The sequence below is a fragment of the Fulvimarina thalattae genome (genome assembly GCF_040239565.1).
Taxonomy (GTDB): Bacteria; Pseudomonadota; Alphaproteobacteria; order Rhizobiales; family Rhizobiaceae; genus Fulvimarina.
This window is the reverse complement of sequence record NZ_JBEHWS010000017.1, coordinates 12,523-37,610: the sequence shown is the minus strand read 5'-3', so window position 1 is coordinate 37,610 and position 25,088 is coordinate 12,523. Positions and strand designations below refer to the sequence as shown.

At 61.4% G+C, this 25,088-nt stretch carries 23 protein-coding genes and 1 tRNA gene; 9 read left to right on the top strand and 15 right to left on the bottom strand.

Annotated features, from left to right (window positions below; translation table 11 throughout):
- Positions 1–6 precede the first annotated feature (6 nt).
- Entirely contained in the window at positions 7–834 is an 828-nt protein-coding gene (locus ABRA89_RS17480; RefSeq protein WP_349942782.1) for an MBL fold metallo-hydrolase, read from the top strand.
- Positions 835–1,029: 195 nt separating this feature from the next.
- Here the strand turns inward: ABRA89_RS17480 and ABRA89_RS17475 are convergent, their stop codons facing one another.
- Positions 1,030–1,155: a hypothetical protein gene (locus ABRA89_RS17475; RefSeq protein WP_349942781.1), complete on the bottom strand. Its 126-nt coding sequence runs from the start codon at positions 1,153–1,155 to the stop codon at positions 1,030–1,032.
- 101 nt (positions 1,156–1,256) lie between these two features.
- Here ABRA89_RS17475 and mazG point away from each other — a divergent pair, with 101 nt between their 5' ends.
- The 6 genes from mazG to ABRA89_RS17445 all read left to right on the top strand — a co-directional run bounded on the left by mazG (position 1,257) and on the right by ABRA89_RS17445 (position 6,265).
- Complete coding sequence (gene mazG / locus ABRA89_RS17470) at positions 1,257–2,174, top strand: nucleoside triphosphate pyrophosphohydrolase (protein WP_349942780.1); 918 nt, start codon at positions 1,257–1,259, stop codon at positions 2,172–2,174.
- A gap of 127 nt (positions 2,175–2,301) precedes the next feature.
- Positions 2,302–3,549 (top strand): FAD-dependent oxidoreductase, encoded by a 1,248-nt coding sequence (locus tag ABRA89_RS17465; RefSeq protein WP_349942779.1) that lies wholly within the window; start codon positions 2,302–2,304, stop codon positions 3,547–3,549.
- Positions 3,550–3,678: 129 nt separating this feature from the next.
- Positions 3,679–4,320 (top strand): TetR/AcrR family transcriptional regulator C-terminal domain-containing protein, encoded by a 642-nt coding sequence (locus ABRA89_RS17460; RefSeq protein WP_349942778.1) that lies wholly within the window; start codon positions 3,679–3,681, stop codon positions 4,318–4,320.
- A gap of 54 nt (positions 4,321–4,374) precedes the next feature.
- Entirely contained in the window at positions 4,375–5,394 is a 1,020-nt protein-coding gene (ilvC, locus tag ABRA89_RS17455; RefSeq protein WP_349942777.1) for a ketol-acid reductoisomerase, read from the top strand.
- Positions 5,395–5,622: 228 nt separating this feature from the next.
- A complete protein-coding gene (locus ABRA89_RS17450) occupies positions 5,623–6,084 on the top strand; it encodes a PilZ domain-containing protein (protein WP_349942776.1) in 462 nt (153 codons plus the stop codon).
- A gap of 105 nt (positions 6,085–6,189) precedes the next feature.
- Positions 6,190–6,265 (top strand) — tRNA-Lys (locus ABRA89_RS17445).
- A 154-nt stretch (positions 6,266–6,419) separates the two neighbouring features.
- On the opposite strand, the gene ABRA89_RS17440 is transcribed toward ABRA89_RS17445, so the two are convergent.
- A complete protein-coding gene (locus ABRA89_RS17440) occupies positions 6,420–7,040 on the bottom strand; it encodes a TetR/AcrR family transcriptional regulator (RefSeq protein WP_349942775.1) in 621 nt (206 codons plus the stop codon).
- A gap of 112 nt (positions 7,041–7,152) precedes the next feature.
- On the opposite strand from ABRA89_RS17440, the gene ABRA89_RS17435 reads away from it, so the two are divergent.
- The gene (locus ABRA89_RS17435) at positions 7,153–8,034 is read left to right on the top strand and encodes a shikimate dehydrogenase (RefSeq protein ID WP_349942773.1); all 882 of its coding nucleotides are present in this window, start codon (positions 7,153–7,155) and stop codon (positions 8,032–8,034) included.
- Positions 8,035–8,188: 154 nt separating this feature from the next.
- On the top strand, positions 8,189–9,037 hold the full coding sequence (locus tag ABRA89_RS17430; RefSeq protein ID WP_349942772.1) for a 3-oxoadipate:acetyl-CoA acetyltransferase: 849 nt from the start codon (positions 8,189–8,191) through the stop codon (positions 9,035–9,037).
- Here the strand turns inward: ABRA89_RS17430 and ABRA89_RS17425 are convergent, their stop codons facing one another.
- From ABRA89_RS17425 to ABRA89_RS17365, 13 genes are all read right to left on the bottom strand, one after another.
- Positions 9,038–9,238, bottom strand: a complete 201-nt coding sequence (locus ABRA89_RS17425) for a hypothetical protein (RefSeq protein WP_349942770.1) — start codon at positions 9,236–9,238, stop codon at positions 9,038–9,040.
- Complete coding sequence (locus tag ABRA89_RS17420) at positions 9,213–10,211, bottom strand: 4-hydroxyphenylpyruvate dioxygenase family protein (RefSeq protein ID WP_349942769.1); 999 nt, start codon at positions 10,209–10,211, stop codon at positions 9,213–9,215. Before ABRA89_RS17420 ends, ABRA89_RS17425 begins: the two co-directional genes overlap by 26 nt.
- Positions 10,212–10,329: 118 nt before the next feature.
- Positions 10,330–11,172 (bottom strand): inositol monophosphatase family protein, encoded by an 843-nt coding sequence (locus tag ABRA89_RS17415; protein WP_349942768.1) that lies wholly within the window; start codon positions 11,170–11,172, stop codon positions 10,330–10,332.
- A 6-nt stretch (positions 11,173–11,178) separates the two neighbouring features.
- Positions 11,179–12,072: a tRNA 2-thiocytidine(32) synthetase TtcA gene (gene ttcA, locus ABRA89_RS17410; RefSeq protein WP_349942767.1), complete on the bottom strand. Its 894-nt coding sequence runs from the start codon at positions 12,070–12,072 to the stop codon at positions 11,179–11,181.
- A gap of 213 nt (positions 12,073–12,285) precedes the next feature.
- Complete coding sequence (gene rpsD / locus ABRA89_RS17405) at positions 12,286–12,903, bottom strand: 30S ribosomal protein S4 (RefSeq protein WP_349942766.1); 618 nt, start codon at positions 12,901–12,903, stop codon at positions 12,286–12,288.
- A 236-nt stretch (positions 12,904–13,139) separates the two neighbouring features.
- A complete protein-coding gene (locus ABRA89_RS17400) occupies positions 13,140–13,976 on the bottom strand; it encodes an aldo/keto reductase (RefSeq protein ID WP_349942765.1) in 837 nt (278 codons plus the stop codon).
- Between the two features lie 141 nt (positions 13,977–14,117).
- Positions 14,118–16,736, bottom strand: a complete 2,619-nt coding sequence (clpB, locus tag ABRA89_RS17395; protein WP_349942764.1) for an ATP-dependent chaperone ClpB — start codon at positions 16,734–16,736, stop codon at positions 14,118–14,120.
- 208 nt (positions 16,737–16,944) lie between these two features.
- Positions 16,945–17,322, bottom strand: coding sequence for a hypothetical protein (locus tag ABRA89_RS17390; protein WP_349942763.1), 378 nt, complete (start codon positions 17,320–17,322; stop codon positions 16,945–16,947).
- Between the two features lie 249 nt (positions 17,323–17,571).
- Positions 17,572–18,537: a DUF4167 domain-containing protein gene (locus ABRA89_RS17385; RefSeq protein ID WP_349942762.1), complete on the bottom strand. Its 966-nt coding sequence runs from the start codon at positions 18,535–18,537 to the stop codon at positions 17,572–17,574.
- 370 nt (positions 18,538–18,907) lie between these two features.
- Positions 18,908–19,765, bottom strand: a complete 858-nt coding sequence (gene prmC / locus ABRA89_RS17380; RefSeq protein ID WP_349942761.1) for a peptide chain release factor N(5)-glutamine methyltransferase — start codon at positions 19,763–19,765, stop codon at positions 18,908–18,910.
- 1 nt (position 19,766) lies between these two features.
- Entirely contained in the window at positions 19,767–20,846 is a 1,080-nt protein-coding gene (prfA, locus tag ABRA89_RS17375) for a peptide chain release factor 1 (RefSeq protein ID WP_349942760.1), read from the bottom strand.
- Positions 20,847–21,020: 174 nt separating this feature from the next.
- Positions 21,021–23,228: a phosphoenolpyruvate--protein phosphotransferase gene (ptsP, locus tag ABRA89_RS17370; protein WP_349942759.1), complete on the bottom strand. Its 2,208-nt coding sequence runs from the start codon at positions 23,226–23,228 to the stop codon at positions 21,021–21,023.
- 351 nt (positions 23,229–23,579) lie between these two features.
- Positions 23,580–24,833: an aspartate kinase gene (locus tag ABRA89_RS17365; protein ID WP_349942758.1), complete on the bottom strand. Its 1,254-nt coding sequence runs from the start codon at positions 24,831–24,833 to the stop codon at positions 23,580–23,582.
- Positions 24,834–25,088 lie beyond the last annotated feature (255 nt).

Sequence of the window (25,088 nt, the reverse complement as noted above, 5' to 3'; positions counted from 1 at the left end):
CCTCGCATGGTGGACGCCGATCCTGGCACGCGGCTGCGGCTCACGATCCTCGGCTGTTCATCATCGCCCGGCGTGCCGCGCGTTTCCGGCGACTGGGGCAATTGCGACCCTTTGAACCCGAAGAACCGGCGCACGCGAACGGCGGCGCTGATCGAACGCATTTCGCCGGCGGGCATCACCCGCGTCGCGATCGATTGCGGACCGGATTTCCGCCAGCAGATGCTCAGCGCCGAGGTTGACCGGCTCGACGCGATTATCCTCACGCATGCCCATGCCGACCACATTCACGGCATCGACGACATGCGCGGCTTCACGCAAATCCAGGGCAATCGCATTCCGGTCTATGGCGATACGGAAACGCTGGCGCGGGTGAAGGAAGCTTTTGGCTACATCTTCAAGACGCCGCGCGGCAGTTCCTATCCGCCAGTCGGCGAAGCGCGTGAAATCGAGGCGGGCAGGGCATTCGCCATCGACGGCCCCGGCGGCGCGCTGTCGATCCTGCCGCTTCTCCAGGTTCACGGCTCCATCACCTCGCTCGCTTTTCGGTTCGGCTCGCTCGCTTACTGCACCGATGTCAGCGATATCCCGCCCTCAACCGAGGCGCAGCTTCAGAACCTCGACCATCTGGTTCTCGGCGCTCTGCAATACTGGACGCATCCAAGCCATTTCTCGCTCGACCAGGCTCTCGGCTGGATCGAGCAGATCGCGCCGAAGGCCGCGACGCTGACTCACATGCACACGCCGCTCGACTATGAGACGGTTCTCCGCGAAACGCCCGAGCATGTGGAGCCCGGCTATGACGGGCTGGTGATCGAACTGCCGGCTACGGACTGAGTATGACAAGCGCGCGAAGTCGCGTTCGGACGAAACGAGCCATCGAAGGGCAGACGCTCGCAGTGCCACACAGCTTCACACGGACCGATCACCCTCGATTCAAAAGTTGCATAATATAGATTATGGAACTGATATGGATGTGGGTCGGCTTGCGCGGGCCTCGTTAACCAAGAAGCCGCCCGCGCCGCTGTTCAGTCAGCCGACATAGCGCCCAGAAGCTTCGATCCCGTTACCGGCATCACTGAAGGTCGGCAGTGAAGCAGCGTCGCGCGGCGGCGGCGCGCCCGCCGGGCTACCGATATCCGGCTTCGTGCTTTCCAAGGCTGCGTCTTATCCTTTTCAGTGGAAAGCACCGCCAACTGGGTTGATGCCGTCGCGCATTCGCGTCTTCGTCTCGAGACCGAACCCACGGAGCCGATGCCATGGAACCTGCCCGCGACATCTCGCGCCTGATCGAGATCATGGCCGCGCTGCGCAATCCCGACGGGGGCTGTCCGTGGGATCTGGAACAGGACTTCGCGACAATCGCCCCGTACACGATCGAGGAAGCCTACGAAGTTTCCGACGCGATCGAACGCGGCGATCGAATCGACCTCAAGGAGGAGCTCGGCGATCTGCTGCTCCAGGTCGTCTACCATTCGCAGATGGCGAAAGAAGCCGGCTGGTTCACCTTCGAGGACGTGGTTGAGGCCATCACCAAGAAGATGATCCGCCGCCATCCGCATGTCTTTGGCGACGCAGAAGCGCGTTCGGCCGGAAGTGCGAAGGGCCAGTGGGAGCGCATCAAGGCGGCGGAAAAGGAAGAAAAAGCCGTTGAAAGGGCGAAAATCCTAGGAGAAAATGCCGGACAAGCCGGCGAGGGGTTTTTGGATAAAGTTCCTAGCGCCTTCCCTGCCCTGACGCTCGCCCTGAAAATCCAAAAGGAAGCCGCGAAGGTCGGCTTCGACTGGTCCGATCCGGAGCCGATCTTTGCGAAGATCGAGGAAGAGATCGGCGAGTTCCGCGAGGCGCTGGAAGCCGTCGGAGGGGGGTCAGACGGAGCGCAGACGGCAAATTCGGCCCGGCCGAATGGCGCGCCGTCCGAGCCGGAAACCGAACGGCGATCGCTCGCCCGCCGCGAGGAAGAGCTCGGCGATCTCGTCTTCTCTGTCGTCAATCTCGCGCGGTTCTACGACGTCGATCCTGAGAAGGCGCTGCGCGGCTGCGTCACCAAGTTCCGTACCCGCTTCCATCACATCGAAACCGCCCTCGCCTCCGAAGGAAAATCGCTTCAGGATGCCAGCCTCGATGAGATGGAGGCGCATTGGATCGCGGCGAAGACCCGTGGTGGGCAGCGGTGAGCGGTGCAGAGATGGAAGCGAGAGTGCTTCGGAAGGCTTGGCTTCGGCAAATCGTGCGCTTCGGCACATCCTGTGAAACCGGGAGATCGCCGTCGTCTGGCGGTCGCCTATGGAGCCGGCAACAACCATGACGCCACTCAAGATCGCTGTCGTGGGGGCGGGGCCGGCGGGGCTCGCCGCAGCCATTCTCCTCGCCCGCCTGGACCATAGCGTCACGATCTTCGAGCAGTTTCCGGAGCCCCGGCCGGTGGGATCCGGGCTCTTGCTTCAGCCGACCGGCATGGCGGTTCTGGCCGAAATCGGCGCTCTTGAAGCGACGTTGGCGCGGGGGCAGCGTATCGACAATCTCGAAGGCCGGCGCGCGTCAGATAAAAGACTCGTGCTCGACGTCGCCTATCGCGATGCCGGGCCGGGCCGTTTTGGCCATGCCGTCCACCGGCACGTTCTGTTCGATGTGCTCTATCAGATCGTCCGCGGCGAGGATTTCGATCTGCGTACGGGCTTCCCGTGTGAAGCGCTCGAAGCGACCGGCGATGGCAATAGGCTGGTTTCGGCATCGGGCGCGAAGACCGAAAGCTTCGACCTCGTCATCGACGCCTCCGGCGCGAGGTCGAAGCTGCGAAGCCTTGCTTTTCCGGATGTAGAGCCAAAGCAACTTCCCTTTGGTGCGATCTGGACGACCGTCGATTTCAGAAGTGAGACGGAGCCGCACAGGCTCGTCCAGCGCTACCGGAAGGCCGATGTGATGGTCGGCGTGCTGCCGCTCGGGCAGCCGTTTGCAGGCGAGGGCAACAAAGCCGCCCTCTTCTGGAGCGTCAAGCCGGATGAATATCCGGACCTCGTGGCAAAGCGCTATGACGCGTTCGCAAACCGGATCGGCAGCTTCTTCCCCGAAGCAGAACCCCTCTTCCGTCGCGCCGAAGGCTTCGAGGCGATGACGCTCGCGCGTTACACTCACCATACCCTGCCAAATCCCGTGAAAGGCCGCCTCGTCTTCATCGGCGATGCCGCACACTCTGCGAGCCCGCAGCTCGGCCAGGGCGCCAACATGGCGCTGCTCGACGCCGCGGCCCTAGCTGCAGCGTTTGCGACGGAGCGGACGGCCGAGGATGCACTGCCGGCCTACGTGAAAAGCAGGCGTCTTCATCTTCGCCTTTTCCAGGCGCTATCGGCTGCGTTCACTCCGTTCTATCAGTCGGATTCGTCTGTCTTTCCGCTCATTCGTGACCGCTTAGTCCCGCCGCTCGCCAGCCTCGGCGTCAGCCGAAAACTGCTGGCGCACATGGTCAGCGGAACGCTGCTCGATCCTATGAAGCGGATTGGATTGAGTGAAGGTTCGGCTCAGGTACTACGTCCTATCGGCGGCTCGCCTTAGCCCGCCTGTGAGTTTTTCCCTCATTCACGCGACTTGGCTTCTTCCTCTTGCAGTCGGGCGGCAATTGACATACTCGGTCACCGAGAAATCGAACCGTACGGTACGGTTCGATCAATATAGAGCTCATTGATGCAAGCTGCACAGCACAGGATCGCGGCAAATGACGGGGCGGTCGGGACCCTGACCGACCGCCAGCGTGATGTGCTGGAAGCGGTTCTGGAGCTCATCGTCAAGGGCCAGCGTCCGCTGTCGATGATCGCGGTGGCGCGGGCGGCATCCTGTTCCAAGGAGACGCTCTATCGCTGGTTCGGCGATCGGGACGGGCTTCTGACGGCGACCGTGCGCTGGCAGGCCGCCAAGGTGCGCGGTATCGATCTGCCGAACGGGCCGATCGACGGCGAGTTCCTGCACACCGCCCTCGCCCGTTTCGCCTCGGACTGGCTGCGGGTCCTCACCGGGCCCACCTCGATCGCGCTCAACCGGCTGGCGATCGCCGAGGCCGGATCCGAAACGCTCGATCTCGGTGCGATCGTGCTTCGCAACGGGCCGGTGGAGATGGCGCGGCGTATAGCGCCGCTTTTCGTTGCCGCTCGGGCGAGCGGGTTGATCGCCTATGCCAGCGAGACCGATGCATTCTCAGCCTTTTTCGGCCTCGTCGTGGGCGACTTGCAAATCCGCATGCTGCTGGGCGATGAGGCCGGCGGAACATTCGACATCGACCGGGCAGCGGATGAAGCCGCCCGGCGCTTCATGACCCTTTTCGGGTCTTAACTGACGGCCGGGCGGAGCCCCCTCCCCGGCCAGAACAAACGGAAGGAAACGACAATGCGCGTCTATTACGATCGCGACGCCGATCTCAATCTCATCAAGGGCAAGAAGGTCGTCATCGTCGGCTATGGCTCTCAGGGCCGCGCTCATGCACTGAACCTGAAAGATTCCGGCTGCGGCGAGATCAAGGTCGCCCTGCGTCCGGGTTCCGCGACCGCCAAGAAGGTGGAAGCCGACGGTCTCGAAGTGCTTTCGGTCTCGGAAGCCGCCAAGTGGGCCGACCTCATGATGATGGCGACGCCTGACGAGCTGCAGGCCGGCATCTGGAATTCGGAGATCAAGGACAATATCCGCGACGGCGCGGCGATCGCCTTTGCTCACGGCCTCAACGTCCATTTCGGCCTCATCGAGCCGAAGGAGTCCATCGACGTCGTCATGATCGCGCCGAAGGGCCCGGGCCACACGGTGCGCGGCGAATACCAGCGCGGTGGCGGCGTGCCCTGCCTCGTAGCTGTCCATCAGGATGCCTCGGGCAATGCGCTTGACACCGCCCTCTCCTATGCTTGCGGCGTCGGCGGCGGCCGCTCGGGCATCATCGAGACGACCTTCCAGGAAGAGTGCGAAACCGATCTCTTCGGCGAGCAGGTCGTCCTTTGCGGCGGCCTTGTCGAGCTCATCCGCGCCGGTTTCGAAACGCTGGTTGAGGGCGGCTATGCGCCCGAAATGGCCTATTTCGAATGTCTGCACGAGGTGAAGCTGATCGTCGACCTCATCTACGAGGGCGGCATCGCCAATATGAACTACTCGATCTCCAACACCGCCGAATGGGGCGAGTATGTCTCGGGCCCGCGCATTATCACCGCCGAGACCAAGGCCGAGATGAAGCGCGTCCTCAACGACATCCAGACCGGGCGGTTCACCTCCGAGTGGATGCAGGAATGGCATTCGGGTGCCGCGCGCTTCAAGGGCATTCGCCGCGTCAACGACAAGCACCAGATCGAGGAAGTCGGCGAAAAGCTTCGTGGCATGATGCCGTGGATCAAGTCGAACGCACTGGTCGACAAAGATCGCAACTAAGCGATGTTAGTACATACGAATAGCGGAGCGTAATCGCGCTCCGGGACGAAGGCCGCGAAGAAATTCGCGGCTTTCTTTTTGGCAGCTATTCACCAGTTCGTGAAAGTTTTGCCCTGACGAAGGGGCGTCGAGCGTCCCTAACGGCAAGATGCGCCAGACGTTTACGCCGTCGTAACCAGTCTCCCACAAAATTGGCGTGAACTCAGAACGCTTGGGACGGTTTTGACGATGGCACCACTTGCCGAACAAGAACTCGATGGATCGGAGCGCCGTATCGCCCCGCGTATGCGGGTTCTGAAGCGGGCCAAGATCATCTTCAACAACGGGTTTTCCACCTTCGACTGCGTTGTCAGGAACGTATCGGCAACGGGAGCCCTGCTTACCCTTGCCGAAGCGGCGCATATGCCGAAGGAATTCCAGATCAAGATCGGCGAGGATAAGGTCCGCCCTGCCCGCCTCGTCTATCGGCGTACGATGTTCGCCGGCATCCGGTTTGCCGATATCCCGGACGAGGACGAAGACGAAAAGCGCGCCAATCCGGCGCCGCCAGCAGCCGCAGCCACGGCTCAAACGCCCCAGGCTCCGTCGATCGCTGGCGATGCGCCCGCCCCGATCGCATCCGGCATTGCCAAGATCCGTCCGCAGGTGTTTCCGAAAGCTGTGGTGCGCAATATGCCGTGGCAGAGCTAAATCGCTAAGACCGGAATATTTCCGCGTCGCACGCGAAAAGCGGGTGGACAGCCCGAAAAGCCCTCTTTATATGCGGGGCACGAAACGCGAGAGCGGTTTCGGCGTGGGTGATTAGCTCAGTTGGTAGAGCAGCTGACTCTTAATCAGCGGGTCGTAGGTTCGAACCCTACATCACCCACCAGTTTTCCAGAAAGTCAGGCATTTGCGGTGAGAACGAGGCGCGAAGCTACGCGGCCTCTCTTGTGACTTTGCAATCCAAGTCGATAATCGTGGATCTCTCGCAGAGATGAGGCTCGTTATCACACCTTCACGAGCGCGAGTGTGGATCGGACAACTTACCGTTTGAGCTCGTCCTGTGCGTTCGGTGCAAACAGGCTCGCTCCGAAGTTTCTCTCGAAGGTCGTGCGGTTCGAGACGTTGAAAAAGCACAACGCGCTGATCTGCCAGTGAAGCTGAAGCGCTGAGATATCTGACCGGAACAGGCCCTTCGCCACGCCTGCCGCCCGAATCCGTTCGAGTTTTTCGATCACGCGCCGATTGGTATCGGCGAGCGAGTCGATCGAAGCCATGTGGCGGGCGCGGTGGATGTTCTCTATCGCCACCAAGCGGATGAATTCGGGACTGGCTCGGTGATGGTCGAAGGTGAACTCGACCAGTCGGATGAGGGCATCCTCCGGCGGTAGACCATCCAGATCGAGGTCCTCTTCCTGCTGGCGCACGTTCGCATAGGCGTCTTCCAGAACAGCGCGGTAGAGCCCTTGCTTGTCTCCGAAATAATAAAAGATCATCCGCTTGGAGGTTTTTGTGCGCTCCGCGATCTGCTGCACGCGCGCGCCGGCAAGCCCGTGTTCGGCAAATTCCGATCGCGCCGCTTTCAGTATATCCGTTCGGACGGCCTCCGGATCCTGCTTCCACGAGCGGGAACCCGACCGCTCCGCTGCTCTCTTCCCCTTCATCCAACAGCCTCCCGACGTTTTCGGCCATATTTAACCGGCCGGTTCAATCAGTTTGATAGAGCTAACCGCTTGGTCCATTGTGCCTTGAAGAAACGACGCCGTGGAGGAGCGGATGACCGTCAGCAGACCCATTACGCAGGATGAAACTATGCTCGCCGGCCTCATCGGCCGCGGGATTTCCCTGTCGCGGACGCCCGCCATGCATATGGCGGAGGCCCAGCGGCAAGGGCTCGCAGGGGTCTACCGCATCCTCGACATGGACGAACCGCAGCGCGCAGACGTCTCGCTGGCCCGCATCCTCGACAGCGCTGAGGTTTCGGGGTTTCAGGGCCTCAACATCACCTATCCGTTCAAGATCGCAGTCACCGAGCATCTCGACGAATTGTCCGACAATGCGAGAGCCGTTGGCGCCGTCAACACCGTCGTCTTCGCGGATGGACGCCGTCGCGGGCACAACACCGATCTCTGGGGTTTTTCAGAGAGTTTTCGCCGTGGTCTCCCGGACGCGAATGTGGGCCACGTGCTTCTTCTGGGCGCGGGCGGCGCCGGCGTTGCCGTTGCCCACGCGCTCGCGGATTGCGGCGTGAAGCGCCTGTCGATCCATGACCGGGATCTGATACGCGCCGAGACGATCGCCTCGCAGGTTGAGTCCAATCGGCCGAATTGCCGTGTCTCGGTCGTGGAAGATGCAGAGGCGCTTTTCACGAACGATCGGCCCGACGGCGTCGTCAACGCCACGCCGATGGGCATGGCAAAGCATCCCGGCACCGCGATCGATCCCAAACTCCTGTCGCCGGATCAGTGGGTCGCGGACATCGTCTATTTCCCACTCGAGACCGAACTCATGGCCGCGGCGCGCGCCAAGGGCTGCCGCGCTCATTCCGGTGCCGGGATGGCTGTCTTTCAGGCTGTCCGGGCCTTCGAACTCTTTACCGGGCGGCAAGCCTGCCCGGACGGAATGAAGGCGACATTCGATGCCTTCGACAACCCATGACGCATCAATCCAGGGAGGAAGCAAAGGCGTAAGCCACTCACGACCCTCATCGCTTCGGTCGCCATTCTCTTCGGCGTTGGCGCCGATCCTCATATGATGGACGTTATTGCTTCGGCATCCATCTTAAAATCAAACGCATTACGGATTCCTATTCATGTCTGAAGCACCTTCCTCGAACCCCTGCATCATCTGCGTAGCGATCACCGGCTCGCTCCCCACCAAGGACGATAACCCGGCCGTACCGATCACGGTGGCGGAACAGGTGGAATCGACGCAGGAAGCCTTCGAGGCTGGCGCCACGATCGCCCATTGTCATGTGCGCGACGACGAAGGAAAGCCGACCTCCGACCCCGAACGCTTCGGACGGCTCAAGGAAGGGATCGAGACGCACTGCCCCGGCATGATCGTCCAGCTGTCGACTGGCGGGCGCTCAGGCGCGGGCCAGGCACGCGGCGGTATGCTGCCTCTCGCGCCCGACATGGCCTCGCTCTCGGTCGGCTCGAACAATTTCCCGACCCGCGTCTACGAGAATCCGCCCGATCTCGTGGAATGGCTCGCGAGCGAAATGCGGACCTATGGCGTGAAGCCGGAGATCGAGGCTTTCGACCTCTCCCACATCTATCAGGCGAAAGCGATGCAGGAGCGCGGTGAGCTTCTCGGCACGCCCTATGTCCAGTTCGTCATGGGCGTGAAAAACGCGATGCCGGTCGTGAAGCGGGTCTTCGACTTCTACGTGGACACCGTGCACCATCTCTTCGGGTCCGACGCCCCCTGGTGTGCTGCTGGTATTGGCCGGCATCAGATCGAGATCAACGACTGGGCGGCGGCCGCCGGAGGCCATCTGCGCACGGGTCTCGAAGACAATATCCGGCTCGACCGCGAGACTCTCGCCCCTTCCAATGCTGCGCTGGTGAAACGCGCCGCTGATATTGCGCAGAAACATGGCCGCACGATCGCAGCGCCTGCCGAAGCGCGGAAAATCCTTGGCTTGAAGGCCGCCTGATCAGGCCTTCGGCATCCCCTTCGGCCGCGTAAAACGCTTTTGGGCGGCGATACGGAACGGCGCGTTCGACGCGCCGAATCCTATGTAACCCGGGCTGCGTTGGACAATCTCGATAAACATGCCGCCGGCGAAGCTCTTCGAGTAGAACTGGAAGAATTCAGCGCTGGCTTCAGAATCATGGAGGATGTTTGCCGCCTCCATCCGAGCCAGTAGCTCGGGCGAAAGCGAAAAGCGAAAAGCGGGCGGCGAGGTCGCGGTAGTAGTTGCCCGGAATGGGAAGGACCTCGAAACCGAGCTTCGCAAGGTGCTCGGCGGTCGCGAAGATATCGTCCGTCGCAAGCGCAATGTGCTGCACCTGTGAGCCGAAGGTTTCTGCGAGAAAGCTGCCCGCCAGCGTGCGGTGGGTTTCGGCGCCATTCAGCGTAACGCGCAGTTTGTGGTCGGGGCTCTCGACCACCTGCGAGCGCACCACGCCATCGGGATCGATGACATCGACCATCGGCGATTTCCGCATCTCGAACAGCGTCGTGTAGAACAGCGTCCAGCTCAGCATGTCTCCATAGGACATGGTCTGCGCGAGGTGATCGACGCTTGTCAGGCCGGCGCCCTCTGCACGTTCGTCGAGACTGACAAATTCCCGATCCCAGACGTCTTCTGTCGAGGGATCGATGAAGTGGAGAACGGAGCCGGACAGGCCGCGAATGGCCGGGATCGCTATTTCTCCATCGCCGATCGGCTGCTCGAAAGGTTCGTCGCCGAGTGCGGCGGCGCGTCGGCTGGTCTCGGAGGCCGAGCCCACATTGAGCCCGATATCGCAGACGGATATGCCGCGAACGGTCCAGGTCCGGCCCGCATGGCCTTCCGTCTCCTGATTCACGATAAAGCGGATATCGCCCTGGCGGTACAGATCGACCGCCTTGTTGCGATGGCGCGCAACCTTGGCAAACCCAAGCGCCTGGAAGAGCTTGCCCAGCTCTTCGGCTTCCTTCCCGCGCGAGGCGAACTCCACGAAGGCGATCCCTTTGGCCGTTTCGCGCGGCGGAATTGCGGGTTGGCGGGGCTTTGCCGGCGGCTCTCGGCGGGCAACGTCGTCCATCAGCGCGACAAGCGAACGATAGCCATCGAGGGTGATCGGCTTCGGCGTGCCACTTCCGTCCCGCTCGCAAACCAGCATGGAAAGTCATACGCATCTAAGCCTTCGCAGTAACCCGATCGGCTCGGCAGCGTCGCTTTCTCGAATGCATGGGCTCCGGCCAACGTTTGCCGAGCGCCCTGCCCCGAAGCGGTTACAATCAGGCTGCGGGTCGTTCGATGCCAAGGAGCTTCGAGGTAACAGACTTGAAGGTCTGTTCGCTGCACGCGCTGACGAGAATTCCGTCTCTGCGAGATGCCTTGTAGGGTTCGCCATCGGAGAACGCGACATGGCCGCCGGCTTCCGAGACGATCAGCGTGCCCGGCGCATGATCCCAGGGCATGATCTTCGAATAAAGGTTGAAATGGGAGCCGCCGGTCGCAAGCATCCGGTACTCGTGCCCGGCATTGCGATAGTTCGCGACCACCTTCACCTGATCGAGGCTGTGGAAGAGCCGCGTGCGATCCCTGGGCTCGAAATAGGTCGCAGAAACGATCCCGATCGCTTCGTCGAGTGCGACAGGCCATGCCACCTTCGCCTTGCGCTCCTCGCCGCTTTTGAAAAGCCAGGAAGCGCCCGCACCCTTTTCGGCACGGATCGTGTCGCCATTGACCGGATCGTGGATCGCCGAACAGACGACCTCGCCCTTCATCGTAACGGCCGCCATGATGGCAAAGAGCGGCAGTCCGGCCGCGAAGTTCGCCGTCCCATCGATCGGATCGACGATGACGGCGACGTCCGCATCGGCGATCTTGTCCAGCGTGCTGGCGTCCTTCGCGACCGATTCTTCGCCCACGAACAGCGCCTTGGACGAAAGGTTCTCGATCTCCTGGCGGATGAAGTCCTCGGTCTCGACATCGGCATCCGTCACCAGATCGATCGCCGAACTTTTCTCGCGGATATTGTCGTCGCCGAGATTGCGGAAATACGGCATGACCTTTTCCGCACCGGCTCGCTTCAGAATATCGGTCAGGCTATCAAGATCGATCGGATTATCAGCCACGTCGCATCACTCCCTGTCGCACGCTCTCGTCGATGGTCCGAGCCCGGCGAAGTCGAAGAGAGAGGGATCGAGAAGATGACTGGGTCTCGCATTGGCGAGAGCCCGCATCATCACCGCCTTGCGTCCCGGAAACCGCGTTTCCAGATCGTTCAGCATCGCCTTCGTCACGTTCCGCTGCAGACCATCCTGGCTGCCACATAGATCACACGGGATGATTGGGAACGCCATCGCTTCGGCGAAACGCGTCAGATCCTCCTCTGCGGAATTGATCAGAGGGCGAAGCACGAGGAGATCGCCCTCATCGTTCAAGAGCTTGGCCGGCATCGCCGAGAGCTTGCCGCCATGGAAAAGATTGAGGAAGAACGTCTCCAGGCAGTCGTCCCGATGGTGGCCGAGGACGAGGGCCTCGCACCCCTCCTCCCGAGCTACGCGATAAAGATGACCGCGTCTCAGCCGTGAGCAGAGCGAACAGTAGGTCGCGTTGTCGGGCAGTTTTTCGGTGACCACCGAATAGGTATCGCGATATTCTATGCGGTGCGCGATGTCGTGCTTCGTCAGCCAGTCCGGCAGCACGTGCTTGGGAAAGTTCGGCTGGCCCTGGTCCAGATTGCAGGCAAGAAGATCGACTGGCAGAAGCCCTCGCCATTTGAGGTCGAGCAGCAGCGCCAGTAGACCATACGAATCCTTGCCGCCGGAAATGGCGACCAGCCAGCGCGCACCCGGCCGCGCCATGGCATTCGCGGAGATGGTCTCGCGAACTTCCCGGATCAGCCGCTTGCGCAGTTTCTTGAACGAGGTGGAAGACGGCGCGCTGGCGAAGAGAGGATGGAAGGTGGCGTCGACGGACGCATCTGCCTCCAGCGGTCCGCCCACTTCCTCGATATTTGCGTCGTCCCGCATGCACACTGCCCTCTTCACCTGATGCCAGTTTATCTATCGGATCAGCGATAGCGATGAAACCGCGAATTCCCGGCTGCCATTCGAGGCAGCGCAACTTGCCTGCGACACCAAACACCGGAGCTTGAAGAAGGGGACCGCTCTTTATGCTCCTGATATGAAAAAAGGCCGCCCATTCGGACGGCCTTCCAAAATCTCGGTGAAGATCGAAATCGATCAGCGCGAATAGAACTCGACGACGAGGTTCGGTTCCATCTGAACCGGGTACGGCACGTCGTGCAGAGCCGGAACGCGCTGGTAGGTCGCGACCATCTTGTTGTGGTCGACCTCTATGTAGTCCGGCACGTCGCGCTCGGCGAGGCCGACGGACTCCATAACCAGGGTCATCTGCTTGGACTTCTCGCGAACCTCGATCACGTCGCCCGGCTTGCAGCGGTAAGACTGTACGTTGGTGCGAACGCCGTTGACGTTGACATGGCCGTGGTTGACGAACTGGCGCGCTGCGAAGACCGTCGGCACGAACTTCGCGCGGTAGACGATTGCGTCGAGGCGGCTTTCGAGGAGGCCGATCAGGTTCTCGGAGGTGTCGCCCTTGCGACGGGCGGCTTCCTCATAGACCTTGCGGAACTGCTTCTCACGGATGTCGCCGTAGTAGCCCTTCAGCTTCTGCTTGGCGCGCAGCTGCACGCCGAAATCGCTCATCTTGCCCTTGCGGCGCTGGCCGTGCTGGCCCGGGCCGTACTGGCGGCGATTCACCGGGGACTTCGGACGTCCCCAGATGTTTTCGCCCATGCGGCGATCGATCTTGTACTTAGCGGATGTACGCTTTGTCATCGCATTTCCTTCGACAAACAAACATGCTCGGACGCTCGATGCGCCGGGCTTTCAAGGAAACGCGCCCTCCTCTGCCCGCCTTTCGGGGGGCCGACAGGACCCGGCGAGGCGCTGCTCGTCGAAAAGTCCGCGGGACACGTTGAAAAGCCGCTCGGACGCCTGTCCGAACGGCTGGTTGGGTGAATAGTGGCTGCAAGCCGCAGCGTCAAGGCCCGGGTCTGGTTTCGCGAAGGCGATCAGATGATCGCGAGCGGCCGGGCTCTCGTCGGCGGTGGCAGGGCTGCGTCGATTTCGGAAAGGTCCTCCGCAGTGAGGTCGATCTCGGCAGCCGCAGCATTTTCGCGAACATGCGTCTCCGAAGACGCCTTCGGGATCGGAAGCACGCCGTCCTGCCGGATCAGATAGGCAAGAGCAATCTGAGCCGGTGTCGCACCGTGCCGCTCGGCAATCGGGCCAAGATGCGACTTCAGCTTCGCCGCGCCTTCGACGCCGAACGGCGTATAGGCCATCACGCCTATTTCCTGGGATCGCAGCCAGTCCCTGAACCCGAATTCGATCCCGCGCTCCGCGACGCTGTAGTAGAGCTGATTGACGACGGGCTTTGCGTTGGGTCCGAGCGCAAGCAGTTCGTCCATGTCGTCACGGTCGAGATTCGATACGCCCCAGTGCCGTATCTTTCCCTGTTCGCGAAGCGCCTCGAAGGCCTCGATCGTTTCACCAAACGGAACCGATCCACGCCAATGGAGAAGATAGAGGTCGATGTGATCGGTCCCGAGACGTTTCAGCGAAGCCTCGCAGGCCGCGATCGTTCCGGAACGCGAGGCATTGCTCGGCAGGACTTTCGAGACGAGAAAGACATCGTCGCGGACCGGGGCGATCGCTTCACCGACAAGCTGCTCCGACCGACCCGACCCGTACATCTCTGCTGTGTCGATCACCGTCATGCCGAGATCGATACCGGTTCGAAGCGCTGCGATTTCACTTTCCCGCTGCTCCGGATTGTCGCCCATATGCCAGGTGCCTTGGCCGATAACGGGTACACTTTCCCCTCGGATGAACTCTGTCTTACGCATCGTGATCCTCTGGTGCTTTCGATCCTCAGACCGCGCCATCTGGCGTGGTTCGGACCGCCGGTAAAGCGTTGGACGAGCCGAATATGAAACGGGCCGCTCGAAAGCGGCCCGCGATCAGTATCTGCCATGAGGACGAAAGCCTCACGCCGCGACGCGGTCACCTTCGGCATCACGCTTGGAGCCGACCACATGGAAGATCAGCCGCTCGGAACCGGCGGTGATCTTCACCGTGTCCTCGTCCTTCACCTTGCCAAGCAGGATTTCCTCGGCAAGCGGGTCCTGGACCTCGCGCTGAATGACGCGCTTCAGGGGACGCGCGCCATAGGCGGGATCGTAGCCCTTTCTGGCGAGCCATTCGCGGCCTTCGGCGTCAAGCTCGATCCGGATCTTGCGCTCGGCCAGAAGCTTTTCAAGACGCTCCATCTGAATGTCGACGATCGCGCCCATCTCCGAACGGTGGAGACGGTGGAAGAGGATCGTCTCGTCGACGCGGTTGAGGAATTCGGGACGGAAGGTCGCCTGAACCACCTCCATCACCCGCTCGCGCGCTGCCTCCGCATCCTCGTTTTCGCCAAGAGCCGTCAGGAATTCGGCACCAAGGTTGGACGTCATGATGATCATCGTGTTGCGGAAGTCGACCGTCCGGCCCTGCCCGTCCGTCAGACGTCCGTCGTCCAGCACCTGGAGGAGGACGTTGAAGACATCCGGATGGGCCTTTTCGATCTCGTCGAACAGGATCACCTGATAGGGCCTCCGCCGCACCGCTTCGGTCAGCGCTCCGCCTTCCTCATAGCCGACATAGCCGGGAGGCGCTCCGATCAGCCGAGCGACCGAGTGCTTCTCCATGAACTCCGACATGTCGAGGCGCACCATCGCGGCCTCGTCGTCGAAGAGGAAGCGGGCCAGCGCCTTGGTCAGCTCCGTCTTGCCGACGCCCGTGGGGCCGAGGAAGATGAAGGAGCCGATCGGTCGGTTCGGGTCCTGAAGGCCCGCCCTCGCCCGGCGCACCGCTCGGCTGACGGCCTGAACCGCCTCGCCCTGCCCGACGACGCGTTTCGCCAGCGCATCTTCCATGCGCAGCAGCTTGTCGCGTTCGCCTTCCAGCATCCGGTCGACGGGAATGCCGGTCCAGCGGGAGACGACCTGTGCCACGTGATCGGGTGTCACCGTTTCCTCGACCATGGAGCCGCTTGCCGACTGATCGGCGCTCTCGGCCTCCTTCAGCTCGGCTTCGAGCTTAGGGATCTCGCCGTAGGCGAGCTCGCCGGCGCGCTGGAATTCACCGTTTCGCTGGGCGATGGCGAGGGCATTGCGCGCTTCGTCGAGCTGCCGCTTGAGATCGGCCGCCTTGCCGAGCTTCGACTTCTCGGCCTGCCAGCTCTGGGTCAGTCGATCGGACTCTTCCTCCAGATTGGCGAGTTCGCCATCAAGACGCTCCAGCCGATCCTTCGAGGCATCGTCGGTCTCCTTGCGCAGCGCCTCGCGCTCGATCTTCAGCTGCATGACGCGCCGGTCGATTTCGTCGAGGGCCTCGGGCTTGGAATCGACCTGCATGCGCAGGCGCGCCGCGCCTTCGTCCACCAGATCGATCGCCTTGTCCGGCAGGAAGCGGTCGGTGATGTAGCGATTCGAGAGCTGCGCCGCCGCGACGAGGGCGGAGTCCGAGATGCGCACCTGATGGTGCTGCTCGTACTTCTCCTTCAGACCGCGCAGAATCGAAATCGTGTCTTCCACCGTCGGCTCCGACACAAAGACCGGCTGGAATCTGCGTGCGAGAGCGGCGTCCTTCTCCACATGCTTGCGATATTCGTCGAGCGTCGTCGCACCGACGCAGTGGAGTTCACCGCGTGCGAGAGCTGGCTTCAGGAGGTTCGACGCATCCATCGCGCCGTCCGCCTTGCCCGCCCCGACGAGCGTGTGCATCTCGTCGATGAAGAGGATCACGCCACCGGCCGCCGACGCGATTTCGGAAAGGACAGCCTTCAGCCGCTCCTCGAATTCGCCGCGATATTTCGCGCCGGCAATCAGCGCACCCATGTCGAGCGCCATCAGCTGCTTGTCGCGCAGGGATTCCGGCACGTCGCCATTGACGATGCGCAGGGCGAGACCCTCGGCGATCGCGGTCTTGCCGACGCCCGGCTCACCAATGAGCACCGGGTTGTTCTTCGTGCGCCGCGACAGAACCTGCACCGTGCGGCGGATTTCGTCGTCACGGCCGATCACCGGATCGAGCTTGCCTTCACGCGCAACGGCGGTCAGGTCGCGAGCGTATTTCTTGAGGGCGTCGTAACCGCTTTCGGCTGACGCCGTGTCGGCGGTCCGGCCCTTGCGCAGATCGTTGATCGCGTCGTTGAGGCCGTTCGCGGTGACTCCGGCCTTCTTCAGGATATCGGCCGTTTTCGCGGACTTCTCGACGGTCATCGCGAGAAGCAGCCTTTCGACCGAGACGAAGCTGTCGCCGGCCTTCTTGGCAATTTCTTCGGCCGTCGCGAAGACCTTGGCGAGTGGCTGGGCAAGATACATCTGGCCGTTGCCTGTAACCTTCGGCATGGCGTCCAGCGCAGCATCGACAGCAAGGCGCACGTCCTTTGGACGGCCTCCGGCCTTTTCGATAAGACCGGCCGCCATTCCTTCCTCGTCGTCGACGAGAACCTTCAGAAGGTGTTCCGGTGTGAATTGCTGATGGTCGCGGGACACGGCCATCGTCTGTGCGGCCTGGATGAAGCCGCGAACCCGTTCGGTGTATTTTTCGATATTCATCGTCGTCTCCCACTATCGATACGACCCGCATTCGGCATCGTTCGAACATGTTTCGGAGCACGGCCCCCTGACCATCAGGCAAGCCGCCCACGACGAATATGGATATTGCGCTGCGTCCAAAAAAGACTGTCACGCCCTGTGGGGCGCACAAAAAGAAAGGGCCCCGATCATCTCGGAGCCCACGTTTCTTCGCAGTAAGAAGGGTTTGTCAGCCCCGCACCTGGCGCTTTGCCTGCAGGGGATCGGCTGCCAGTACCGCAAACACAAGAACGGCGACAACAGCATAGACGAGATTGAAGCCGAGAAGCATGCTCCAGGGTGCATCCGCGCCGCCGAAGACGAATTTCGTCAGAACGGCAGCGACCACATCACACCAGACGATGCCAACGACAATCGCCCAACCAATCGACATGCTCACGAAGAATGCCGGGAGCACCACGGCGATCGCGATCGAGACCCCATACTTCCCGAGATTGGTGACGAAAGCAGAAAAGTCGCCTCCGGCGATGACAGCGACGGCAGCACCTGTCGCGATGCAGCCCAAAATGCCACCAAGGATAATTCCCAGAATGATGCGGTATGTCATTCGACCCTCCTAAGCACCGAGATCGTCAGTTCGGTCAGGAGGACTCAGCAGGCGCCGACCCCTCTCGCACGACCAATCAACTACCCGCAGCTTCGAGGAAGTCAAGAATTGAAACCGACCGCTGAAATAGCTTACTTTTCGGGAACGCAACCGAATACCCTTCTAAAGTGCATTGTTGCGCTTTAGCTGTGGATATCCGGCTGAGCTTTTAATATTTGCAAGAAGATTTGGATCGTCAGCTTCGAATGATCACCCGTTCGAAGCCAGCAGGAAGTCTGGAAGTTCATTCTGCTCGTCGGATGACTTCGCCGTCTGCGAATCGTCCTCGGCGGATTTCACTTTCCGTGGCCGACCCGGCCGGCGCTTCGGCTTGCTCTCGGCATCGTCGCTCTGGCCTGTGGCCTCGGACGTCTCTGCGTCTTCTGCCTTCACCTTCCGCGGGCGTCCGCGTTTGCGCGGCTTTTCGGTTTGATCTTCGCTCTCGCGCGCCACGGCGTCCTGGGCGTTTTCCGTTTCATCGGATTCGCGCTTCGTATTGCGATCGCGAGCCTGGCGATCACGCCTCTCCGAACCGTCACTCTCCTGCGGTTTCTGGAACTGTTCGTCGGCGGGTGCCGAGTGCTCGGCGATCACCGGCTGAGGGCCGGTACCGGCGGGCTCGTTCTCAGATGAGCGATCGCGCTTCTGCCGATCGTCGCGTCCATTGCGGTCGCGGTTGTCGCGATTGCGGCGCTCGTTACGATCGTTGCGGTCGTTTCGATCACTCCCATCGCGATCCCGACGCTCGCCCCGCTCTTGCCGGTCCTGCCGATCGTTGCGGTTCTGCCGGTCGCCGTCATTGTTCGAATTTTGCTCCGAACGATCCTGACGATCATTGTTGCCGAACTCGCGGCGGTCGAAACGATCGTTGCCGGAATACTGATCGTCGTCGTCATCGTCGCGCTGATCGCGATCGTCGCGCTGATTCTGGTTCTGTGGCTGCGCCTGCGCGATAATCCGATAATAATGTTCGGCATGCTGCAGGTAGTTTTCAGCCATGACCCGATCGCCGGAAGCCGACGCGTCACGCGCGAGCTGAGCGTACTTGTCTGCGATGTGTTGCGCGTTGCCGCGGATCTTCACGTCGGGACCGTTCGACTCGTAGCTCCTGGAAAGCGGGTTCGGTCCTTTACGTCCGCGACCGCGCATCCGGTTCTTCTGCTGTCCTGGCCTCATGCTTTTCCTATTCTTACCCGAAGACCGGTTTCAGTTCGGTCATCGTCCTTCTAACGTGGGAGGGCACACCTTGCCCGAGCGTGCGGCCGCAACCTTTTGCGCCGCAGAATAAGACAATCTGATGGTTTCGATACGCCGATCGTCCAAACGGTAATTCGGCATTCGAGGAACGCGGTTTCTTAGCGCCTAATCATTCCACGGCTCCGAAGCGTGTTCGGTAAACCCGAGGAAATTCCTCGCCAATCATGTTCGCTGTCCAACAGACCGTAATAGGGAATTCGGCGCCCTACAAGCCCTAATTTCTAGGATTTCGAGCAACAGGACAAACCGCATGACGCAAAATCACCGAAATCGGTCGCCGCGTTGTCCATCACGTGAAGCGAAGGGCGCGAACGACGCCACCATAGTCCTTTTTCCATTCGGACAAAGTAAAACCCTGCTTTTCGAAAATGCAGGTAACCGCGTCTTGTTGATCAAAACCGATTTCGACGATCACCGATCCGCTTTTGCAAATAATGCTTCGCGTTTCGGATGCGATCGCTCGATAAGCCTCCAATCCATCTTCCCCGCCATCCAGAGCCGCCATAGGATCGTAATCCCGGACTTCCGACGACAGGCCTGCGATGTCCCTTGTGGGAATATATGGAGGATTGGAGATCACCAGATCAAGAGGGCCGGCGATTCCTGCGGCATATTCCGTGCGAACCGCTTTAAACCGATCGTTCACCTCGAGACGCTCCGCGTTACGGCGCGCGGTCGCGAGCGCGTCTTCACTGATGTCGGTCGCAACTGCTGTGGTGCCGGGAAGCTCCGCAAGGATCGACAGGGCGATCACGCCTGACCCCGTGCCGATATCGAGGAAACGCAACGGGCGATCGCCCGCTACCGATTTCAGGAAAGCGATCCCCGTTTCGACAACGATTTCCGTATCCGGCCTCGGTTCGAGCGTGCCTGCAGAGAGTTCGAACTCGTAGCCGAAGAAACCGCGCCGACCCAGAATACGGTGGACCGGCTCCCCTGCCCTTCGCCGCGCGACGAAAGCTGAAAACCGCGCCTCGGCTTCTGGTTCAATCGGCCGTTCCCGCCGCGCGAGCAGAGCGGATGTCTCGATATCGAGCGCGCCGGCCATCAGAAAACGGGCATCCAGCTCGGCATCCGCAATCTGCGCGTCTTTCAGCTCTCGAACGGCCAGGCGGAGCAACCCGCCGATCGTCGGCGTAGCGGTCATATCACTCATCGGCACCGACGGCAGCGAGGAGTTTCGCCTGATGGTCGGAGACGAGCGCGTCGACGAGTTCCTCCATTTCCCCTTCGATCACCTTGTCGAGCTTATAAAGTGTCAGATTGATGCGATGGTCCGTCACTCGGCCCTGCGGGAAATTGTAGGTGCGGATGCGTTCGGAACGATCACCCGAACCAACTTGGCTCTTGCGTGCGGCGGAGCGCTCGTCGTCGTATTTCTGGCGCTCCATGTCGTAGAGCTTAGCCTTCAGCACTTGCATCGCCTGGGCACGGTTCTGGTGCTGGGACTTTTCCGAGGACGTCACGACGATGCCGGTCGGCAGATGGGTGATGCGGACCGCAGAATCCGTCGTGTTGACGTGCTGGCCACCAGCACCCGACGATCGCATCGTGTCGATGCGGATATCTTCGGCGCGCACATCGACATCGATGTCCTCGGCCTCCGGCAAAACGGCCACCGTCGCAGCAGAGGTATGGATACGCCCGCCGGATTCCGTCTCGGGCACCCGCTGGACGCGGTGAACACCGGACTCGAATTTGAGCCTTGAGAATACGCCGTTCCCCTTGATCGCGGCGATCACTTCCTTGAAGCCACCGATCTCGCCTTCGCTTGCGGAAAGCAGCTCTACTTTCCAGCGGTTCAGTTCCGCGTAGCGCTGATACATCCGGTAGAGATCACCGGCGAAAAGCCCGGCCTCCGAGCCACCTGTCCCTGCTCGAATTTCCAGGATCGCGCCCTTCGCGTCGGCGGCATCCTTCGGCAGGAGCAGGATCTGAATGCGTCCGCGCAGGAATTCGCGCTTTTCCTTCAGGTCCGCGATTTCCGCTTCGGCGAGGCCGCGCATCTCGCGATCGGCCTCAGGGTCGTTCAGGAGAGTTTCTGCGTCCTGGAGTTCGGTCTCAAGCGCCCGGAATTCTCGTATCGCAAAAACGACCTCCTCCAGCGAGGCATATTCCGCAGCCAGCTTCGAATAGATTTCGTGCTCCGGCCCCTTCGCCATATCCATTTCGAGGCGTTCGAAGCGGGAGAGGATTTCGTTGAGTGCGGCTGTCGGTAGATTGGCCATATTGGGAATGGACTTTCGGTGGGACTTCCGGCCGTCTCGGCTGCTTCATCAGCCGCGGCACTCCGTGGTGCCTGAAATATCGTCGGTTCGGGAAGCCTGACTGTTTGAGGGCGTTCCTACTGCGTCGCTCGCCGCCGGAAAAGGCCTTGGCGCCAGGAATGGATAATCGACCGGCTACAACGGCACGCCGTTCGCCACCGCGAATTCCGTCAGCATGGGCAGAAGATCGGCAGGCGGCTCCTGGCTCGCAAGCTGTTCGTCCACAAGCTGCGTCGCTTTGACGACATCGAGTTCGAGAATCATCGCTTTCACCGGCCCGATCGAGGGTGGCGCCATGGAAATCGACCGGAAACCGATCGCGAGCAGGGCGAGCGCCGCGACGGGTCTCGCCGCCATCTCGCCGCAGAGGGTGACGGGCACACCATGGCGATTTCCGGCATCGATGATCGTCTTCAGAGCTCGCAGGAAGCTCGGGGAGAGATCCGAAAATCGGTTGGCGACCCGTGGATTGCCCCGGTCAACGGCATTGAAGAACTGGAAGAGATCGTTCGAGCCGACGGACATGAAGTCCAGATGCGGCATGATCTGGTCGAGCTGGAAAATGAGGCTCGGCACTTCCAGCATCGCGCCGAATTTCAGGCTGCTCGGTCTTGCATAGCCGAAGCGATCGAGATGGGCGAGTTCGCGATCGACGATCTTTCGCACTGCATGGATTTCGTAGCAATCGGAAACCATCGGCACCATGAAACGCAATTCGCGTCCCGCTGCGGCTTTCAGGAGCGCGCGAAGCTGCGTGCGCAGAAGTCCAGGCCTGTCGAGAGACAGCCGAACCGCACGATAGCCGAGCGCCGGGTTCTCTTCGGAGAGCTTGGCGAGGTAAGGCAGCACCTTGTCGCCGCCGACATCAAGCGTGCGGAACGTCACGGGCTTGCCCGCCGCGGTATCGAGCACGGCCTTGTAGAGCCGCTGCTGGTCGTCGGTGCGCGGCATGGTCGAGGCGATCATGAACTGGAGCTCGGTGCGGAAAAGCCCGATCCCCCCGGCTCCCGTCTCTTCGAGATGCGGCAGGTCGACCAGGAGGCCCGCATTCATCTGAAGATCGATCTTCACGCCGTCGCGGGTCACCGCAGGCCGATCGCGCATCCCCGCATAGCGCTCCTTGCGCTTGGTGCGGAATGCGATCTTGTCGTTGTAGGTCTCGATCACGTCCTGCATCGGGCGCAGGTGGACGCAGCCATCTTCCCCGTCGACGATCGCGACATCGCCATTTTCGGCCATGGAAACGATACCAGCAGCCTGACCAACCACCGGAATTCCGAGCGCCCGCGCGACGATCACCACATGGCTTGTCGCAGCGCCTTCCTCCAGCACAAGAGCCTTGATGTGACTGCGGCGGTAATCAAGAAGCTGCGCCGCGCCCATATTGCGCGCAACGAGAATCGCATCGTTGATCTCCTCGAGCGCCGAGCTTGAATGACCGATCAGCTGGCGCAGCAACCGGTTCGCCAGATCGTCGAAATCGTGCAGCCGCTCCCGGATATAGGCGTCGGAGAGATGCATCATCCGCGCACGCATGTCGGACTGGACTTTTTCGACCGCGCCTTCCGCCGTCAATCCGTTGCGGACTGCTTCCTCCAGCCGGCGAACCCAGCCGCGGTCGTAGGCGAACATGCGATAGGCTTCGAGAACGGCCTTGTGTTCGCCCTCGCCCGGAATGTCCCGCCGCGAGATCATGTCTTCGATTGACGAGCGAAGCTCCGAAAGTGCTTCGTTCAGCCGCTCGACTTCTTCTTCGACATGCTCGTTGAAGAGATTGGTGACGACGACGCGCGGTTCGTGCAGCACGACATGGCCGAGGCCGATACCGTCTGAAAGCGCATCGCCGTTGAAGCTGACGGGCCTCGAAAGATCGAGCGTGACGCCAGGGCGCGAGAGCCCTTCCAGACCACCGCCCGCGATCATCTCCGCGACGACCATCGCCACGGTTTCGAGCGCCTCGGATTCTTCTTCCTTGTAGAGGCGCTCGGTCTTGTTTTGCACCGTCAGGACGCCGAGCGTCCGCCCTGCCCTCAGGATCGGCACGCCGAGGAAGGACGTGTAGACCTCCTCGCCGGTCTCCGGAATATAGGTGAAGGCAGGATGGTGCTGGGCCTGCTTCAGGTTGAGTGGCCGGGCCGTCGCCGCGATCGTGCCAACCAGACCCTCGCCGAGGCGCAGCTGTGCCAGATGGACCGATCCGGGATTGAGGCCTTGGGTGGCGTAGAGTTCGAGAACGGAATCGGAGCGCAGGACGTAGAGCGAGCAGACCTCGGCGACCATATTGCTCGCGATGAGCTCGACGATCCTGTCGAGTCGCGTCTGGCGATCGAGCGACTCTGCCATGAGCGCCCGTATGCTGCGCATCAGAACGCGCGGACCTGATATGTCGCTTCCGATCACGCGTGACGTCCGTTTCTAAAGCAAAGGCCGATCAGGCGTCGGCGACCTTGACCGCCAATACCTGACCTTCGTTCGTTTCAATTTGCAACGGAACCCCGTTCCGCACGCCTGATGCTGTCCCCTCACATCGGCTTGGCGTGTCTTTAACGGGGCTCTGTAACCGCATCAAGTCTCCCGCGCTCGTTCGGCATCAGCTATTCAGAGATGCATTTCCTCCGGGCGGGACTTCGAAGGGACCGGCGCTTGCCGGTCCACCCAATGTTGGGAGGCTTGTCCCATGTCGGGACAAGGCGGTCAAACCTTGTCCAATCCGTAGACGGAATGGAGGCGGCGCACCGCGAGTTCGGTGAAGTCGCTGTCGATCAGGATAGAGATCTTGATTTCCGAGGTGGTGATCGCCCGGATATTGACCGGGATCTTCGCCAGCTCCTTGAAAGCCGTCGCGGCGACACCGGTATGGCTGCGCATTCCGATGCCGATGACCGAAACCTTGGTGAGCCCGGCCTCGCTCTGGATCGCGTCATAGCCGCTTTCGGCCTTCGTCTTTTCGAGGACATCGACGGCCTTGGAAAGGTCGGCGGCCGGAACCGTGAAGGTCATGTCCGTCGATTCGCCCGATTCCGAAATGTTCTGGACGATCATGTCGACGTTGACGCCGGCATCGGCCAACGGGCCGAAGATCGCGGCGGCAACGCCGGGACGGTCGGCGACGCGCCGCAACGAAATCTGCGCTTCGTCCTTCGAATAGGCGATGCCGGAGACGACTTCCTGTTCCACGATCTCATCCTCGTCACAAATCAGCGTTCCCGGGGGATTTTCGAAATCACCCATCTCCGGGGCATCGGGATCATCGAATGAGGACCGCACGAAGGTGCGGACCTTATGAACCATCGCAAGTTCGACCGAGCGCACCTGAAGAACCTTCGCACCGAGGGATGCCATTTCCAGCATCTCTTCGAACGCGATCTTGTTCATGCGGCGCGCCTTGGGAGCGATGCGCGGGTCGGTCGTATAGACGCCGTCGACATCCGTATAGATATCGCAGCGATCCGCGTTGAGCGCGGCTGCGAGCGCGACGGCCGACGTGTCCGATCCACCCCGACCAAGCGTCGCGATACGATTGTCCGGCGCGATTCCCTGGAAGCCGGCGACGATCGCCACCTGCTTCTCGGAGAACCGGCGGACGATTTCCGATCCGTCGATATCGCCGATGCGCGCGGCACCGTGTGCGTCGTCGGTCTTCAGCGGGATCTGCCAGCCGAGCCAGGAGCGCGCGTTGACGCCCATTTCCTGGAGCACGATCGCCAGAAGCCCCGCGGTTACCTGCTCGCCGCTTGCGACGACAGCATCGTATTCGCGTGCATCGTGCAGCGGGCTCGCCTCGCGGCACCAGCCAACGAGTTCGTTGGTCTTACCGGCCATCGCGGATACGACGACGGCGACATCGTGGCCGGCATCGAACTCGCGTTTGACGTGCCGGGCCACATTCCGGATGCGGTCGATGTCGGCAACCGAAGTGCCGCCGAATTTCAGAACGAGACGGGCCATGGAATGATGAGCAGGGCGGCAGCCAGACGCTTGAAAAGTCCGCCGCGAAGTCCTTCGGGTTACGTAGTGGATGTCTGCGCGGCGCTGTCGCACCGAAAAGCGCGAGTTCCCTAACCGAGGCCGTTCGATTTTACAACGGTGAATGAGTGGGAAGAGCGAACAGGGCGGCAGGAATGCTCACAGCCTGCGCGGCATCACGGCGCATCGTCCGGCGATTTACCTTGACTTCGTTGCCGCCCGCCGAAATTCGATGAT

Coding starts and splice junctions, on each gene's coding strand:
- ABRA89_RS17450 (WP_349942776.1), top strand. CDS start 5,623: ATGGCACCACTTGCCGAACAAGAACTCGATGGATCGGAGCGCCGTATC.
- ABRA89_RS17460 (WP_349942778.1), top strand. CDS start 3,679: ATGCAAGCTGCACAGCACAGGATCGCGGCAAATGACGGGGCGGTCGGG.
- ptsP (WP_349942759.1), bottom strand. CDS start 23,228: ATGGCAGAGTCGCTCGATCGCCAGACGCGACTCGACAGGATCGTCGAG.
- ABRA89_RS17435 (WP_349942773.1), top strand. CDS start 7,153: ATGACCGTCAGCAGACCCATTACGCAGGATGAAACTATGCTCGCCGGC.
- ABRA89_RS17430 (WP_349942772.1), top strand. CDS start 8,189: ATGTCTGAAGCACCTTCCTCGAACCCCTGCATCATCTGCGTAGCGATC.
- ABRA89_RS17480 (WP_349942782.1), top strand. CDS start 7: ATGGTGGACGCCGATCCTGGCACGCGGCTGCGGCTCACGATCCTCGGC.
- ABRA89_RS17390 (WP_349942763.1), bottom strand. CDS start 17,322: ATGACATACCGCATCATTCTGGGAATTATCCTTGGTGGCATTTTGGGC.
- ttcA (WP_349942767.1), bottom strand. CDS start 12,072: ATGCGGGACGACGCAAATATCGAGGAAGTGGGCGGACCGCTGGAGGCA.
- prmC (WP_349942761.1), bottom strand. CDS start 19,765: ATGACCGCTACGCCGACGATCGGCGGGTTGCTCCGCCTGGCCGTTCGA.
- clpB (WP_349942764.1), bottom strand. CDS start 16,736: ATGAATATCGAAAAATACACCGAACGGGTTCGCGGCTTCATCCAGGCC.
- ilvC (WP_349942777.1), top strand. CDS start 4,375: ATGCGCGTCTATTACGATCGCGACGCCGATCTCAATCTCATCAAGGGC.
- ABRA89_RS17365 (WP_349942758.1), bottom strand. CDS start 24,833: ATGGCCCGTCTCGTTCTGAAATTCGGCGGCACTTCGGTTGCCGACATC.
- ABRA89_RS17420 (WP_349942769.1), bottom strand. CDS start 10,211: ATGCTGGTTTGCGAGCGGGACGGAAGTGGCACGCCGAAGCCGATCACC.
- ABRA89_RS17465 (WP_349942779.1), top strand. CDS start 2,302: ATGACGCCACTCAAGATCGCTGTCGTGGGGGCGGGGCCGGCGGGGCTC.
- ABRA89_RS17400 (WP_349942765.1), bottom strand. CDS start 13,976: ATGCGTAAGACAGAGTTCATCCGAGGGGAAAGTGTACCCGTTATCGGC.
- ABRA89_RS17425 (WP_349942770.1), bottom strand. CDS start 9,238: ATGGAGGCGGCAAACATCCTCCATGATTCTGAAGCCAGCGCTGAATTC.
- mazG (WP_349942780.1), top strand. CDS start 1,257: ATGGAACCTGCCCGCGACATCTCGCGCCTGATCGAGATCATGGCCGCG.
- ABRA89_RS17440 (WP_349942775.1), bottom strand. CDS start 7,040: ATGAAGGGGAAGAGAGCAGCGGAGCGGTCGGGTTCCCGCTCGTGGAAG.
- ABRA89_RS17385 (WP_349942762.1), bottom strand. CDS start 18,537: ATGAGGCCAGGACAGCAGAAGAACCGGATGCGCGGTCGCGGACGTAAA.
- prfA (WP_349942760.1), bottom strand. CDS start 20,846: ATGGCCAATCTACCGACAGCCGCACTCAACGAAATCCTCTCCCGCTTC.
- rpsD (WP_349942766.1), bottom strand. CDS start 12,903: ATGACAAAGCGTACATCCGCTAAGTACAAGATCGATCGCCGCATGGGC.